Source organism: Collinsella aerofaciens, from assembly GCF_015546965.1.
Lineage (GTDB): Bacteria > Actinomycetota > Coriobacteriia > Coriobacteriales > Coriobacteriaceae > Collinsella > Collinsella aerofaciens_X.
In genome coordinates this window covers 33,423-49,073 of record NZ_JADMUF010000008.1, presented here as the reverse complement: position 1 = coordinate 49,073, position 15,651 = coordinate 33,423, and the positions used below count along the sequence as shown (strand labels likewise).

Here is a 15,651-nt window from a genome sequence, read left to right as displayed (position 1 = left end):
AAAAAGACTGGTCTCAGGCGTGGTCTCGCCAGCTAAGGACGCGCTGCTTCATGCCTTCGATGTCGAGCACGCCTTCGGCGAAGCCTTTGCGCACAAGCTCCTCGGGAACGTACTCGTCGTAGCGATCAAAATAAGGCACCTCGCCGGGATAGACGAGCTCGATGGGGTCGAAGTCCTTTTCGGCCTCGGCGGCGAGCACCTCAAAGAACGTCTCCTCGTCGGCCTTCATCTTGAACTGCATAAAGTACGGACGTGACGGGTCGAGTCCGCGAAGGCCCAGCTCCGCGGTACACTTAATCTTGAGCATGCGCTCGAGTGCCAAAAAGGCGTAGCTGCCCAGCCAGGGGAAGAGCACCCAGGTGTCGCCACCCAGGTTGATGAGTGGCTTGGTCCCCGCGCCCGAAATCTCGGCCGTATGGCGAGCCTGCGCCAGACGTGCCCGTGCGTTGCCCATAAGGTACGGATACACGGCATGTTCATTGAGCGCCTTGCGCATGCGTTCGAGTACGTGTGTATTGATGTCACCGGGGCAGTCGCCAAAGTAGGCCGGCACACGGCCCTTGACCTGCGTGGCAAAGACGGTATGACGCTTCCAGTCCACTTCCTCGACAATCCAGCAATGGCCGGCGATGGCGATGCGCTCACCGGGCGGGGGCGGGTTGACGATCGTGCCCAGCTCGGCCGATTCGCTGCGAACAGTGAACTCCTCGTTTTCCTGGAACACGGCGTAGAACTTAAAGTTGTTGATGATGCGCTCGCCCGCGAGACCCACGATAAGCCTGCCGCCTTCGGTGACCTGGATATGGTCGATCTTAATGAGGTGACGCAGCAGCACGCGATAGTCATCGGCCGAGATGCGATGGAAATAGCTCAGTGTGAGCACGCGCTGGGCAAGTTCGGCCGGCGTGAGCTCTCCGGTGCTGGCGAGGGTCGACATGGTCTGGTGATAGAGCAGACTGTAGGGGAGTCGATCGAGCTCGGGCGGCTCGACCCACTTTTCCTCGCGATAGAGTTGTACGAGCGCGATGCCCTGCAGGAGCTTCCAAGGAATGGTCTCGGGCATCATCGTGCGCGGCTCGGGTTCTTCCTCGCGCATGACAAACCACATCTCGGGCGGAAGGTCGCGACGGCCTGTGCGCCCCATGCGCTGCAAAAAGGAGCTGACGGTAAACGGCGCGTCAATCTGGAAGGCGCGCTCCAGGCGGCCGATATCGATACCGAGCTCCAGCGTAGAGGTGGTGACGGTTGTCTGCGCCTGCTCCTCGTCGCGCATGAGCTCCTCGGCCGTCTCGCGCAGCGATGCCGAAAGGTTGCCGTGGTGGATGAGAAAGCGGTCGGGCTCGTGTCGACTTTCGCAGTAGCTGCGCAGCATGGAGCACACGGCCTCTGCCTCCTCGCGCGAGTTGGCAAAGACCAGGCACTTGCGGCCGCGCGTATGCTCAAAGATATAGCCCATACCGGGGTCGGCGTTGTCGGGCGCCGTGTCGGTGGGGTTGAGAAGCGCCTGCTCGGCCGCTCGTGGGATGTCGACTTCGCCCTCGGGAGCCGAGGAAGTGCGACGGTCTTTGGGAGCGGCCTTGCCCCGCGCCTGCTCGCGACGTTGACGGCGTTCTTCCTGTGCAAGCTGTCCGCTGTGGCGCATGTCTTGGACACCGGGCGGCAGCTCCGCGGGTGGTGCCGCCTCAATGCGCTCGCATCCGAGCACCTCAGCTTCCTGCGGACCTGTGCTCGCGAATCCTCGCTGCTGAGCCTGGGGACCCGAGTTGTAGAAGTGCTCCATGGAGATACACCACACGCGGCGCGGCTCCTCAAAGCGGGGGATGACGCAGTCGCGTCCCGTCCCCTGCGACAGGAAGGCACCCGTGCGTTCCGGGTCCCCGATGGTGGCCGAAAGGCCGATGCGCCTGGGTCGCACGCCCGCCATGCGCGAGAGTCGCTCGATAAGGCAGAGCGTCTGCCCGCCGCGGTCACCGCGCATGAGCGAGTGGACCTCGTCGATGACCACATAGCGCAGGTCGCAAAACATGCGCGGAATCGCCATGTGCTTATGGATTAAGAGCGCCTCGAGTGACTCGGGCGTAATCTGCAAGATGCCGCTCGGTTTTTTGATGAGCTTAGCCTTGTGCGACTGGGAGACATCGCCATGCCAGTGCCAGATAGGGATATCGGCCTCTTCGCATAGGTCGTTGAGACGGACGAACTGATCATTGATGAGCGCTTTGAGGGGGCCAATGTAGAGGGCACCAACGCTTGCGGGCGGGTTCTCCCAAAACTCGGTCAGGATGGGAAAGAAGGCCGCTTCGGTTTTGCCGGAAGCCGTGGATGCCGTCAGGAGCACATTATCTTGCGTGTTAAAGATGGCATCAGCTGCTGCAACCTGGATGGAGCGCAGGCTCTCCCAATCGTGGGAGTAAATGAAGTCTTGGATAAACGGGGCGTAGCGGTAAAAGGCGTTCACGGGGCCTCCTCTCATCAACGGGCTGATCAACGCAACGGGCAACGGCTCGATATCTTGCAACATCGGCGTTTGCCCAGATAAAACCTGCCAAAATAAACCTGACCTTTTTGGCAGGTTAGATGGTGAACTCGGCGAAGTTGCGGTCGTCGCCTGCGGTGCCGGTGTCGTCTGTTGCGGCTGCCGGCGCCAGCGCGTCGCCACCGACGCTTTGCAGCAACTCGGCCACGTTAGCATCGGGGTTTTGACACAGGATATCGAGCAGCTCGATAAAGTCGCGGATGACTTCGCGGGGCGTCAGATGCGTGTCGGCCCCCACGCGGCCAAACTCGATCTTGAGGAAGTCCACCAGGTCGTTCTCGGTAAGCGTGGGGGTCCAGCCAAAGTAGCCGGCATGAATCTGCATGAGCTTTTCGATGAGCACCAGCAGCTCCTCGTAGGTGAGCGGCTGCAGGCGGATGATGGGCGCGAGCATGTCTTTGAGATCATCGTGCGCAAAACGGCCCTGAGCGAGACGGCTCCGAAGGGCCTCATAGGAAAAGACGCCGCGGCGGCGGTCCTCGATAGAGGTCGGCGTACCGCCCATGATCATGCCCAGGTACTGCGCCTTGCCCTGCAGCGTGTCGTTGTACATCGTTAGGATTTTCTCGTAGTTATACTGTCGCGTGATGGCGTTGGGAATCTTGTACAAATTCACGAGCTCGTCGATGAGCACCAGCATGCCCTTGTAGCCGCTGCAGACCAAAAAGCGCGCAATGAGCTTGACGTAGTCGTACCAATCGTCATCGCTGATGATGGTCGAGGAGCCTAGCTCGGCGCGCGCCTCGCTCTTGGTGCGGTACTCGCCGCGAATCCATTTGGTCACGCGACTCATAGCTTCTTCGTCGCCCTCCGAGACGGCCGTGCGGTAGCGGCGGAGCATGCGGGTGAAGTCGAAGCCGTGGACCATCTCTTCGAGTGGAGCGAGTTGGGCATTAACGGCAGACTCGTCGGCGTCGGCACACGAGGCGACCCAGCGATCCAGGATAAGGTTGAGCGCGCCGCCCTCGGGGCGCGTCTTGGTCGATATGTTGCGGATGAGCTCTCGATAGGTGGCGAGGCCCTGGCCCTGGCCGCCCTGTAGGCGGCGTTCAGGGGAAAGGTCGGCATCGGCGACCACAAAGCCCTCGCCCATGGCATGCGTTCGGATGGTCTGGAGCAAAAAGCTCTTGCCGGCGCCGTAGCGACCGACTAGGAAACGGAAGCTCGCGCCGCCATCGGCGATGAGGCTTAGGTCGGTGAGCAGGGCACGGATTTCGACCTCTCGCCCCACGGTGATATAGGGAAGGCCAATGCGCGGGACAACGCCGCCCTTGAGCGAGTTGAGAATGACGGCGGCGACGCGCTTGGGCACACGGGGTGCTGCGGGTGCGGTATCACTCATGGTCTAAGTATCCTCTCACGTCTGCTTCGTAGTCCTCGATAATTTGCGGTCCTGCTGAGCCAAATTCAATAACGGTGTCGCCCACCAGGTCAAAGAGCGCTTCGTTGATGCTATCGACGAGCATGTCTTCACTCTTGCCCGACTGCGCCACCGCCGATGCCGTCTGCGCTGCGTTTTGCTCGAGTAGTGCTCGAAGATAGGCGTCTGCGGCGGGATCGAGTGCGGACGCGGTGTCGGCGGGCGTGGGCGCTGGTGCGAGGAGCGGGGCTACGATGCCAAACTGCTCGGTGGAGATGGTCGGCTCGCCAGCCTCGTCCCGCTGTATGGTCGTCACGACTGGTTCGGCGATCGTGTCAGCCACGGGCTCGGCTTCCCGTCGCTCGGCAACTGCCACCTCGGCATCCGCAAGCGTGCCGTCCTCGCGCTCCTCGTCGATCAAAAGCGCCTCGCGCGTTTGTGCGGCGGCGCTCCGAATGTGCCCCAGCTGGCTCAGGTCGATATCGATCTTAACGGGCTGATGTGCGGCATCCCATGAAAGCCATGCCGTGATCTCGTCATCGATAATCTTAGCCAGATATTTGGGGACCTTCTCTTCCTTAAGGGGGTGGCCGGGATCCAGTGCCAAGCGCAGGCGTTGATCACAAGCGCGCATCATCTCACCGAGCTTGCTACTTTTTTGTCTGCTGCCGTGGATGCGCATGCATTCCCAAAAGCCATTTTGGCAGCGGTAGATGTGAATGGGGTCCAGGCGATATTCGCAGTCCTCGTGGCGCTCGGGCGCAAAGAACACGGCCGAGGCAAACATGGTGTAGGGCATGGCCGTCTCCTCCCCAAACAAGCTCGCTACGATGCCGGTCTTTCGGTGCGTGTCATAGTAGCGCGCCATACGGACATACACGGCGCATGCCACGTGGCGCAGGTCACGATGGTGGGAACGGTCGAGCCGTGAGTTATTCAGGTTGTACGTCGAGAGTGCGTCGATGGCAGCCATGAGCCGCTCCTCATGCGCCTCATCGGGCGGAAGGGGAAGCGTGGGCTTGGAGGTCTTGCGACGCGCAGGCGGCAGGTCCGACGGCGCCGGCGCGGGTACAAGGTCTCGCGCTGCGCGGCGCAGCTCGATGAGGGCGTTGTCGAACATAACGGTTTTAGAGTCGCGAAGCAGCTTGGGGTCGAGTCCGTGGAACACGGCGTAGTCCTGCAGCCACACGCGTGCGAACCGGTCGATGCCGGGTTCAAAGGCGCGATAGGCCTCCCAAAATGCCTTGATCTTGCTAAAACCATCGAGCGGGTCATCTACGCCAATGCCGCAAATCAACTCATAGAGATACAGGAAGGCAAAGGACGTAGACGTTTCCTCGACGGTTCCGCGGCGCACTTGGGCACGCCAGGTAAAGTAGCCGCGCAACTGTCGATCGCTCATGGCATTGTAGGTGGGAAAGTACGACTTAAAGGTGCCGTTGTAGGGGCAATCGTCCTCGAAGTCGGCCATCAGCAGGCCTTGACGGTAAAAGAGCTCCGCCTCCGATAGCCAACGCCCAGCGCCGCCTTTGGGATCATCTTGCCAGCGTGATATCTCGCGCATCTTGCGGTACTGGTCGGGGAGGAAGTTCTGCATCTGACGACCGGTCTTGAGAATCGGCTCGTCAGCATAGATTTCGTTTGAGAAGCGGGCGGACTGATGGGTCCGGGCCTCGGCCATAATGCGCTCGATGAGCATCTTGACGTCCTGGTCGGCCACCGCCCTCTCCTCTCCCTATATGGTGTCGGTGACCTCATATCATAGCACAGCATCAAACAGGTGTTCGAGATACCGCTATGTAGATAGATTTAGAACAAGAGGGCGTAGATGACCGCCACGACGACGGAGGGGAGCATGTTGGCCGTGCGGAAGGTCTGAGGCCGAATAAGGTTAACGCCGACGCAGAAGATGAGCATGGAGCCCACAAGCGAAAGGCTGTCGAGGGCTGCGGTGGTCATGATGGGGGAGAGTGCGCCGGCAAAAAGCGTGATCGTGCCCTGGAATACGGCAACGGGCAGGGCCGAGAAGATGCAGCCGCGGCCAAGCGAGGCCGTCATGGTGCAGACGATGATGCAGTCCAGCGCGCCCTTCAGGGCAAGCGTGGACCAGTCGCCGAGCAGACCGTCCTGAATCGATCCGACGATGGCCATGGCGCCGATACACACGGTGAGCGATGACGAGACAAAGGCGTTGGTGAACTCGTTGTCGCCTTCGCTGCCGGTTTTGCGCTTGAGCCATTCGCCGAGGTTCTCGATGGCGGCTTCCAGGTTGATGGCCTCGCCGATGAGTGAGCCGAGGGCAAATGAGACGATAAGCATGGTGGTGCCGGTGGTCGCCAACGCCTCTCCATCGATTACGAGCATCTTTTGCATGGTGCCGCCCAGGCCGATAAACAGAACGCACAACCCCGACGCCTTCATGAGCGTGTCTTGGATGCGGGGCGTAATGAAGCGCCCACCTATGAGGCCCAGCAGACCGCCCGCGATCAAAAGCGCGACGTTGATGATCGTTCCTAAACCCGGCATGAACCCTCCTGTAATTGATGCCAACGCGGCAATCGTAACAGAACGGGGAGGGGAGCGCTCAGTATCCGAGCCAAGCGGCGGTTGGCGGTTTAAGACAGGATGGGGCTAAAGTCGAAGCGCAGCGTCATGAGGTGCTGCGGGGATTCGATGGCTGCGGCAATGATGTCGGCATCTCGTGCACGATCGAACCCTTCAAGTTCCATCTGATAGGGGAAGTCTTCTTGGATACCGATGCGACGAGGAACCAAAAGCTTGGTTCCGTCGAATTCTTCGGTTCGCGTTCCGTCTGCTGCAACGGAATAAAGGTGTAACTTGGCGGTCGTTGTGGCATCAAGTGCCGAGATAGCTTGGATATCGTTCGATGCGCTCCTTGCTCCCACTGCTGTAAGTGCCGTAGGCGCGACGACTTCACCCGAAGGCAAAAAGACGAGCTCGACGGTATTGGGGAATGCGATGAGGATATTTTTGCGGCGGGGCGCATTGGCAGCGACTGGCTCAATGCTTGCGGCATCGACGGTTTCCGTGTGGTCGAGCGCGACCATCATGCAACAGTTGCCTTCGTCGACATCTGGGGGAGCGGCAAAGTCCAGGCCGTCTTTCGGTTGGGGATCGCCTAGTTCGGTGGCGGCGCCGCCTGGCTTCTCGAGAGGAGCCGCAGCGTCGTCTTCTGATGACGCATCGTCTGCATCGTCAACATGTGCCGGTGTGTCTGCGACCTCGTCTTCGGGGGATTTGTCATTATCGCCAGATATGGGAGCAGCAATCCCGACGGACCCCACTCCGTGCCATGCCATTTGGAGCAGCGCCGGATCGGCGAGAATGCGCTGCACGCCTTGCGCCTGGGCATCGATATTGATGGGGGCGGGTTCTGATCCACGCGTGAGGTTAAGCGAGCCCTTCTGTCTGGTGCTTTGAGCCTCTTGGTCGTCCGCGTCGCCAGCGTAGAACAACAAAGGTGCATCTCCCGTTGCGATGGCTTCGGTGTCCGCCTTGGTCAGTCGCAGCGATGCCGTAAAGGAGATGATGGGCTGCGCGCCATCGACATTCGAGGGAACGCAGCCCAGGCATACACCTCCTCCTTCTTCTTCATAGGTCGCGCTGTCGAAGACGACCTTCGCCCCGTTCGCCGAGTCATCGACCGAGGCGATATCGATGCGCAGCTCTAGGTCGCATGGGTCGCCATCGGCGTCGACTGCAGCCGATTTCCATGTGCAGATGGCATAACCTGCCTGGGGGCCGTTCTCCTTGTCCGGTCGCTTGATATCCACGACTATCGAGTCGACCGTATTGCGGTGAAGGCATCCCGAGGTTCGGACCGTGGCGTGTGCGAGCGAAAAACGTTGGCAGGCGACGATACCCGACGAATCCGCCACGGGGTTCAGAGCTTGCGGTAAGGAGTTTGCCGTGGCGGGCGTCGCCCAAGCGGCGAGAGGCATACCGCTCGCCAGTGCGCTGCAGAGCGCGGCAACGGGCAAAAGGTTTTTGGGTGCCATGGTTCTCCTATCTATTCCGCGTACTCCGGTTATGCTTGGCTATTGGTTGCGTTTGATGTGCAGGCCAAGGCACGTCAGTCCTGCTCCCACCGTGGCGGTGCCTACCGCAATGAGCTGCCGGGTGTCGCTCGTCTGAGCGAGCGGCTCGTGACGACTGCCGCGATCAAGGCCCGAAAGGTCGACGGTCACTTCTGTGGCCGCCTGCGCTTGCTCTTGTTGAGCAAAGGCCATGGCAGGTGCGGACGCCAAGATGCCGACGATGGCGGCCAGTGCGATTGCCTTAGGACGTGGCGTGTGCACCGGGCTCGACCGTCCAGGTGATGCTTGCCACTTGATCTCCCGTACCGGTGGCGTGGTAGATGTCACGCGTGACGCGCGCGACGTGTCCACTCACACCGAGCTTGATCTTGTCCGTTCCATCGGCAATGCCCTGGTACTTCATGTCGAAGTTTGCGTCTTTGGAAAGATCGAGGCCCGTAGTCTGGGTCGCCGAGCTGGCATCCTTTTCTGCCTTATCGGGGCCAACCTTAAAATCGATGGAGTTCTGGGCCGAGCCCGTCTTTGCATCTGCAACGATTGTCCAGTCGTTCTTGGCCGTGACCTTCATGTTGGTGACGTGGATGCCATATGCCGAGAGGTTGTCGATGGTAATCGTCTTGTCGGAGGGTCCTACAAGCGTTCCGTCGGCTTTGGCGGCAAAGGGGATGACCGTTGGCGCCTTAAACGAAACATTGCTAATGTCGGCCTTCACCGTCACATCGGTGGTTCCAACGCGTACCTCTGCCATGGCCGCCGTTGGCGCGGCGCCCATCGCAAGTGCGAGCGTAAGCCCTGCGCCCACGGCGAGTGCCCTGGCTCCGCTCAGGTTCATGGGTGTGTTCATAATCGATCCTTTCTGCTCGTCACGGACTGTTTCCGTGATGGTTGGACGAATGGGGGCAGGGTGCTGCCCCTGCGAGCGCGTCGGCCACTAGCCTTCTGCCTGGGCCACCCGCACTTTGGCGCGCGTCGGATTGCCGTGGGTGTCGTAGGTCTTGGCATCGAGTGCCTGAATCTCGATATATGCCTCGCCTTCTTGGATATCGCCGGCGGGGCAGGTCTCAACCGTCTTGCCGGCTTCGACCACACCGGACTCATAGATGGTCTCGTCGTTTTGAATCACGCGGAAGCGCTGGGGAAACTTGTTGTCTTGGGCGTTTTGCACGTTGACGCGCAGCTTGCCGCCTTCCTGCAACTGTGCGACCGGCGCGACCGAGATCGTCATCATGTTGTCGCGGACGATGGCGTCGAGCTCATCCTGGATTTCTTGGCGCGATTTGCCCTCTGCCGTCGTGACCGAGGCGCCCGCTTCGGGCACGGGCTGCGACTGCCAGGCGTATAGCCCTACGGCGATGAGGGCGCAGACGATAGCCAGGCAGACAACGACGAGTTTCTTGCGACGCCCCAGTCCTGCAAGGCGGGGCGGCTTCTTCGCGCTCATGCGGCGTCCTTGGTGGTGTAGACGCGTGCGAACGTGGACGGGTCCGCTCCAAAGAGCATGTGAAGCATCAGACGGCGCGAATAGATGAGCTCGTCGAAGTCGTGAGGGAGCTCGATGTTGTGGATGCGCGCGATGTGGTGGGCGAGCGCCGAGAACGACTCGGGGTCGCAGATAACATCGGTGGTGACGTGGTAGACCGTCGTATCGGGGAACGCCTCTTCGTCGAAAGGCAGGAGATAGGGATCGTCGTCGACCTCGATGGCGACGCCGTACTGGGGCCAGTAATATGCCATGGGAACCTCCCTGCTTCTGGGGCCAAAACTTCCATTGGTTTTGGCTGTCGATGCCGACCGTATCAGTCACTACTTGACCAATTTCTGACCAAATGCTTGACGGATTGACATCTCTGCAGGTAAAAGATGGCAAAAATAACTTCAACTTTTTTCGAGCGACAATTGCGTGGTCGCTGGCGGTAAAGCGACATGTGTCAAAAGCATCGTCTGCCGAGGAAACCTTGCCGCTCGCCGAATTGCACGAACGTAAAAATCGCCAATTATGGAGACGGTCTCGAACACGTCGACAAAACGATGCGGTAACATCTCCCTGCAAACACTGTAGTTAGCTAAAGGGGGAGTTCGCGTGTCTGCAACCATCAAACCCTTCACCGACGAGTTCGAAGAGTATGGTCGCGATGAGTCTCGCACATCGGGCGAGGCCTCGAGCATCTCGTTTCCGACAACGGAGGACGAGGTCCGCGCCATTTTGAAAAAGCTCCATGCCGAGCGTGTCCCGGTGACGGTTCAGGGCGCCCGGACCGGTCTTGCCGCCGGCGCCGTGCCTCATGGCGGTCACGTTCTCAATACTTCCCGCATGAATCGCTACCTAGGCATTCGCCGCGATGAGCAGGGCCGCTTTCTTTTGCGTGTGGCGCCCGGCGTCGTGCTGTCTGAGCTACGCAAGCAACTGGGCAAGAAAGTGCTACCGACTGCCGGCTGGGACCAGACATCGCTTGAGGCCTACGAGGAGTTCCAGGAAGCCCCCGAGCAATTCTTTCCTACCGATCCCACCGAGGCATCTGCCTGTCTGGGCGGCATGGCGGCATGCAACGCTTCCGGCGCCCGTAGCTACGCTTACGGCCCCATGCGCCCTCACGTCACGGGCCTTCATGTCGTGCTGGCCGATGGCGACCTGCTCGAGCTTCACCGCGGCGAGGTTTTTGCACGGGGTCGTCGCCTTTCGCTCGTCACGGTGCAGGGCCGCACGCTCGAGCTCGACCTTCCCGACTACACCATGCCCAAGACCAAAAATGCTTCGGGCTATTTCGTTGCTGACGATATGGATGCCATCGATCTGTTTATCGGTGCGTGTGGCACACTCGGCGTCATCACCGAGCTCGAGATTGCCCTGCAGGCGGCGCCTGCGGTCGTTTGGGGCGTGAGCTGCTTCTTTGACAGCGAAGACAAGGCCGTGTCCTTCACCGATTCTGTGCGTCCCGTCCTGTCCCACGCGGCTGCCATCGAATATTTCGATGCAGGCGCCCTGGATATCCTGCGTCGTCAGCGTGAGCAGTCGACCGCGTTCGCCTCGCTGCCGGCGCTCGACAAAGACGCCAAGGTCTGTGTCTACGTGGAGCTCGACTGCGACGACGAAGCCCAGGCGACTGAGGAACTGTATCACTTGGGGTGGGTACTGGAGCTTGCGGGCGGCAGCGACGATGCGACATGGGTCGCGCGCACCGAGGTCGATCGCGAGTGCCAGCGATTCTTCCGCCATGCGGTACCCGAGAGCGTCAATATGCTCATCGACGAGCGTCGCCGCACGGATCCCACTATCACCAAACTGGGCTCGGACATGTCGGTGCCCAACGCGCGCTTGGCCGATGTCGTCGCCCTGTATCGCCGCACGTTGGCCGAAAGCGGGCTTGAATCTGCCGCCTGGGGGCACATCGGTAACAACCATCTGCATGTGAACATTCTGCCGCGCGATGCGCAGGATTACCGCCGCGGCGGAGAACTCTTTGCCCAGTGGGCTTCCGAGGTCACGGCCATGGGTGGCGCCGTCTCCGCCGAACACGGCGTCGGCAAGATCAAGGCGGGCTTCTTGGAGACGATGTACGGTCACGAGGCCATGGTCGAGTCGGCGCGGCTCAAGCTCCAGCTCGATCCTGCCGGGCAGCTGGGTCGCGGTAACCTGTTTTCGGAGAACCTCTTGGATGAGCTCGTCCAGAAAGGGGGCGCGTAAAGATGAGCGATTTCCATATGGTGGTGTGCGTCAAGGCAGTGCCGGGCAGCACCGAGGTCAAGATGGACCCCAAGACCAATACCATCGTGCGCGATGGCAAGCAGGCGGTCATTAATCCCTTTGACGCGAGCGCTTTGGAATGCGCGCTGGCGCTGAAGGACGACTTTATCGGCTTTGGCATGGACGTGCGCGTAACGGTGGTGTCGATGGGCATCCCCGCGACCGAATCGCTCTTGCGCGATTGCATCGCCCGAGGCGCCGATGACGCACTGCTGCTAACCGATCGCGCCTTTGCAGGTGCCGATACCCTGGCAACCACCTATGCCCTCAAGTGCGGCATCGAGGCGCTCGACGAGGACTTCGACCTGCTCATCTGCGGCAAGATGGCGGTGGACGGTGATACGGCCCAGATTGGTCCCGAACTTGCCGGTGCCTTTGAGATCCCCTGCGTGACCGACGTGAGCTGCGTGCAGAGCGCGGGCTTTACGACCTGTGGTTCACTGGCGCTTGTTCACGGCTGCGATGCCGGCGAGGAGACGGTCTATCTTGAGATGCCGTGCGCGATGACGACCGCCAAGGAGATTGGCCAACTGCGCATGCCGAGCATTGCCGGTATTCGTGCGGCCGAGGAGGCGGACGTGCGCGTGGTCAACGCTGCTGACGTGAACGCCGACCCCGCGCGCTGCGGCCTTGCCGGCTCGCCGACGCAGGTCGTGCGATCGTTTGTGCCCGATCGCGACCAAACGTGCGAGGCCGTTGACGGAACGGCGTCCGAGCAGGCGGCAAAACTTGCCAAGATTATCGAGGGGATGGCATAGATGAGCGGACTGATTATCGATAGCGAAGCCTGTATCGGTTGCGGTCGCTGCGTTCGCGCCTGTGCCTCGGGCGGCATTGTGGTGGAGGGTGAGCGCCCCAACCGCTGCGCCCGTGTAACCGATGGCTGTATCCTGTGCGGTGGGTGCGTCGACGCCTGTCCCGTCAATGCTATCTCGATCGAGCGTGACGAGGTCGCCGGCGCGGCGGACCTTAGCGCATATCGAGACGTTTGGGTTTTCGTGCAGACCGACGAACACGATACGGTGGCTCCCGTGGCCTATGAGCTGATGGGCAAGGGACGCGAGCTTGCCGATGCTCGCGGCTGCCGTCTGGTGGCGCTGGCCGGTATGGGGCCCGAGAGCTCGCTCGGGGAGCTTGAGCATTTGGTTTGCGCCGGTGCAGACGAGGTCCTGGTCTGTCGCGACGAGCGCCTGCGCCAGAACGACGCGGAGGTCTACGCTCGTCTGATCTGCGATTTGGTGGCCGAGCGCAAGCCCGAGGCCATTCTGTACGGTGCGACCGCCTTTGGCCGCGAACTGGCACCCGGCGTTGCCGTGCGTTTGCAGACGGGCCTGACGGCCGACTGCACCGTGCTTTCGATGGATACGGAGACGGGCCTGCTGCAGCAGACGCGCCCGGCGTTTGGTGGCAACCTCATGGCCACCATCATTTGCCCCAATCACCGTCCGCAGATGGCAACGGTGCGCCCCGGCATCTTTAAGGCGACCGACTTTGACTACGGCCGCTCCGGCGCGATCACCCAGATATCACTTGCGGATGATGCTAAGGCTCGTGTCGAGATTTCGATTCCCGCCGAGGAACGGGGCCAGCAGGCTTCGATTGCCGATGCCGAGCGTCTGGTCGTGGTGGGCCGCGGCATTGGCTCCAAGAAAAACTTGCCGCTGATGCGAAAGCTCGCCGAGGCTCTGGACGCCGAGCTTGGCTGCACGCGCCCTGTCGTGGAGGCCGGTTGGTTGGAGTATCGCCATCAGATTGGCCAGACGGGCGTATCGGTTTCGCCCAAGCTTCTCGTGAGTATCGGTGTTTCGGGCGCCATTCAGCATCTTGCCGGCATCGGTGGGGCGAAGTGCATTATCGCCATCAACGAGGACCCGGATGCCCCCATCTTTGGTGCTGCCCAGTACAAGGTTGTCGGTGATGCCGTCGAGGTCGTCGAGGAGCTGCTGGCCCAGCTTGAGCGCTAGGCGCGCGCCAGCCAGTCGCGCATCTCGTCCTTTAGACGCTCCCAGGTCGCTTGCGTGGCGGGATCGGCAAAGGGGCGCGTAATGCCAAAGGGCGCGTCGAGCAGACGGTAGATATCGCCCTGTTCGCGCGCCAGCGCGCGGCTCGCTGGATAGACGAGCTCAAACATAAAGCAGATGAGTCCCACCAGGTAGTCTGCGGGCTCGTCGCGTTCATCGCGTGCGACGCAGCGATGCTCGTCAAAGGCGGCAAGTGTCGTCGCCGAGAAGTGGCTAGCAAGAAACGTATCCTCATTCACTTTGAGGATGGTATCGACGGTGCTATCGGCGATGGTGCGCATAATGTCGATCTTGTCGCCATCGCGTACGATGTCGCAGAAGCACCGTGTGCGCTCGTCGAGTTGTGCCGGCAGACGAAAGTCGCTGTGATAGGCGATGCTCGCGCGGATGAGCTCGTCGTGCTCGTCGGCCTCGATAAAATCTCGGATGCTTGTTGTCGCGGGCGCGTCTGCAGGGTTTTCGCCAAAGAGAACCTCGACGCCCAACGCCGCATGGCTCATGCTCTCGGCATCCTTAAACGTGTCCCAGCGTCGCAGCTGCTCAAAGCGGCCCATATCGTGCAGCAGGCCGCAAAGCCATGCCAGGTCAATGTCCTGCGGTGACCAGCCCTGTTCGCGTGCCGCGGCATCGCATGCCTCGGCAACGTGGTACGTATGCTCGATTTTGAGTGCGATGCGCGGATTGGCGGCATCGTAAGCATCGGTATAGCGTTTGAAGGCCGCGGTCGCCCGGCCCCGATCGATAGCTGTCATAATGACTTCCTAAAAAAGTTGTGTCTTTCTGTGTCTTTCGATCCGGTGGCAATTGTAGGTGAACTCGGTTGCTGCCGGGCGATGATTCTGCCGCGTCGTTGAATGCGGCTCGGAAAGCTTGTCGGGACGAGGAACGCTATGGTGCTCAAAATCGTTAAAACCGTCTGGCCGGTGATGCTTACCTATGTTGCGATAGGCGCGCCGTGCGGAATGATCATGGCGCAGACGGGAATGGAACCCTGGATGGTTTTTGCTCTGAGCAGCACGTTCGTGACGGGTAGCGGCCAGTTTATGGTCTGCAATCTGTGGCTGGCAGGTGTGCCTGCGGCATCGATCGTGGCGAGCGTCGCCGCAATCTCCTCGCGCTTTGCGCTTTACTCGGCATCGATCGCACCGCATCTGAGGGGTGCCTCGAAGCGTCAGACGCTGGCCGTTGCCGCGACGCTCACCGAGGAAGCATATGGCATCTCGCTTGCCAAGTTGGTTGAAGGGGAGGATTGGGGTCCGCACGAGTCCTTTGCGCTCAACGCGATCCTCATCGCGACATGGGGCGTTTCGTGTACGACGGGCGCCATCGTCGGCGCCGTTGTCGATGTTCCAACCGCTATTGCGGGTTTTGTCTGCACCTCGCTCTTTATCTGCCTACTCTTTTCGCAGAGGCTGTCGCGCGGCAATATCGTAGCTGCCGTTTTGGCTGCGGTGTCCGTCGCCATATGCAAGTTCTTGGGGTGGACGAATATCGCCGTGCCGGCAAGCGTGCTCGCCGGCGTTGCCGCGGCGCTTGTGTGCGATGCTCTCGCCGAAGGAAGGGATGCTCGCGATGCCCGTTAATGAGTTTTTGGTCCTGTGGCTGTCGTCGTGGGCGGCTATCGCATTTTTCCGCACTGCCCCGGCGTTTGCCTTGCGCGGGAGAACGCTGTCGCCCCGCGTTACCGAGGCCTTGGGTTATATTCCGCCCGCCTCCTTTGCGGCACTGGTCGCTAACGATTTGATAAGCCCTGGCGCTTTCGACACCGGCTTGTGGCAGGGCTTGATTCCCTGGATTGCGGCTGCCGGCGTCGTGGCGGTGGCAATCAAGACAAAGTCGATGTTGTGGTGCTGCGCCTCGGGCATCGTGTTCTATATTGTTTTGAGCCTCGTTTAAAAGCAAGGGTGCGTTCGCCGTCCTGGCCCAACAATCGA

General features: G+C 60.8%; 15 protein-coding genes. 5 read left to right on the top strand and 10 right to left on the bottom strand.

Annotation, left to right across the window (positions count from 1 at the left end; genetic code table 11):
* Nucleotides 1–13 precede the first annotated feature (13 nt).
* The 9 genes from I1M21_RS06710 to I1M21_RS06670 form a co-directional block, all read right to left on the bottom strand.
* Complete coding sequence (locus I1M21_RS06710; protein WP_195192948.1) at nt 14–2,458, bottom strand: DEAD/DEAH box helicase; 2,445 nt, start codon at nt 2,456–2,458, stop codon at nt 14–16.
* Nucleotides 2,459–2,573: 115 nt separating this feature from the next.
* Nucleotides 2,574–3,878, bottom strand: coding sequence for an ATP-binding protein (locus I1M21_RS06705; protein WP_195192947.1), 1,305 nt, complete (start codon nt 3,876–3,878; stop codon nt 2,574–2,576).
* On the bottom strand, nt 3,871–5,616 hold the full coding sequence (locus I1M21_RS06700) for a TerB N-terminal domain-containing protein (RefSeq protein ID WP_271763022.1): 1,746 nt from the start codon (nt 5,614–5,616) through the stop codon (nt 3,871–3,873). The genes I1M21_RS06705 and I1M21_RS06700 overlap by 8 nt, the downstream gene beginning before the upstream one ends.
* Nucleotides 5,617–5,705: 89 nt before the next feature.
* Entirely contained in the window at nt 5,706–6,422 is a 717-nt protein-coding gene (locus I1M21_RS06695) for a DUF554 domain-containing protein (RefSeq protein ID WP_195192946.1), read from the bottom strand.
* A gap of 89 nt (nt 6,423–6,511) precedes the next feature.
* The gene (locus I1M21_RS06690) at nt 6,512–7,915 is read right to left on the bottom strand and encodes a hypothetical protein (protein WP_195192945.1); all 1,404 of its coding nucleotides are present in this window, start codon (nt 7,913–7,915) and stop codon (nt 6,512–6,514) included.
* Between the two features lie 39 nt (nt 7,916–7,954).
* On the bottom strand, nt 7,955–8,215 hold the full coding sequence (locus I1M21_RS06685; protein ID WP_195192944.1) for a hypothetical protein: 261 nt from the start codon (nt 8,213–8,215) through the stop codon (nt 7,955–7,957).
* On the bottom strand, nt 8,196–8,798 hold the full coding sequence (locus I1M21_RS06680) for a hypothetical protein (protein ID WP_195192943.1): 603 nt from the start codon (nt 8,796–8,798) through the stop codon (nt 8,196–8,198). The genes I1M21_RS06685 and I1M21_RS06680 overlap by 20 nt, the downstream gene beginning before the upstream one ends.
* Before the next feature lie 87 nt (nt 8,799–8,885).
* Entirely contained in the window at nt 8,886–9,395 is a 510-nt protein-coding gene (locus I1M21_RS06675; protein ID WP_195192942.1) for a cell division protein FtsQ/DivIB, read from the bottom strand.
* Nucleotides 9,392–9,688, bottom strand: a complete 297-nt coding sequence (locus tag I1M21_RS06670) for a hypothetical protein (RefSeq protein ID WP_195192941.1) — start codon at nt 9,686–9,688, stop codon at nt 9,392–9,394. Before I1M21_RS06670 ends, I1M21_RS06675 begins: the two co-directional genes overlap by 4 nt.
* Nucleotides 9,689–10,034: 346 nt before the next feature.
* On the opposite strand from I1M21_RS06670, the gene I1M21_RS09965 reads away from it, so the two are divergent.
* From I1M21_RS09965 to I1M21_RS06655, 3 genes are read left to right on the top strand one after another with little or no spacing between them, the layout of a single operon-like run.
* Nucleotides 10,035–11,636: an FAD-binding oxidoreductase gene (locus I1M21_RS09965; protein ID WP_271763017.1), complete on the top strand. Its 1,602-nt coding sequence runs from the start codon at nt 10,035–10,037 to the stop codon at nt 11,634–11,636.
* A gap of 2 nt (nt 11,637–11,638) precedes the next feature.
* Nucleotides 11,639–12,454, top strand: coding sequence for an electron transfer flavoprotein subunit beta/FixA family protein (locus I1M21_RS06660; RefSeq protein WP_154517150.1), 816 nt, complete (start codon nt 11,639–11,641; stop codon nt 12,452–12,454).
* Entirely contained in the window at nt 12,455–13,660 is a 1,206-nt protein-coding gene (locus tag I1M21_RS06655; protein ID WP_195192940.1) for an electron transfer flavoprotein subunit alpha, read from the top strand.
* Here the strand turns inward: I1M21_RS06655 and I1M21_RS06650 are convergent.
* Nucleotides 13,657–14,469: an HD domain-containing protein gene (locus I1M21_RS06650; protein WP_195192939.1), complete on the bottom strand. Its 813-nt coding sequence runs from the start codon at nt 14,467–14,469 to the stop codon at nt 13,657–13,659. The two genes, I1M21_RS06655 and I1M21_RS06650, sit on opposite strands and share 4 nt — an antisense overlap.
* A gap of 138 nt (nt 14,470–14,607) precedes the next feature.
* Here I1M21_RS06650 and I1M21_RS06645 point away from each other — a divergent pair, with 138 nt between their 5' ends.
* Both I1M21_RS06645 and I1M21_RS06640 read left to right on the top strand, forming a co-directional pair.
* Nucleotides 14,608–15,300 (top strand): AzlC family ABC transporter permease, encoded by a 693-nt coding sequence (locus I1M21_RS06645; RefSeq protein WP_195192938.1) that lies wholly within the window; start codon nt 14,608–14,610, stop codon nt 15,298–15,300.
* Nucleotides 15,281–15,613: an AzlD domain-containing protein gene (locus I1M21_RS06640; RefSeq protein WP_229025662.1), complete on the top strand. Its 333-nt coding sequence runs from the start codon at nt 15,281–15,283 to the stop codon at nt 15,611–15,613. Before I1M21_RS06645 ends, I1M21_RS06640 begins: the two co-directional genes overlap by 20 nt.
* Nucleotides 15,614–15,651 lie beyond the last annotated feature (38 nt).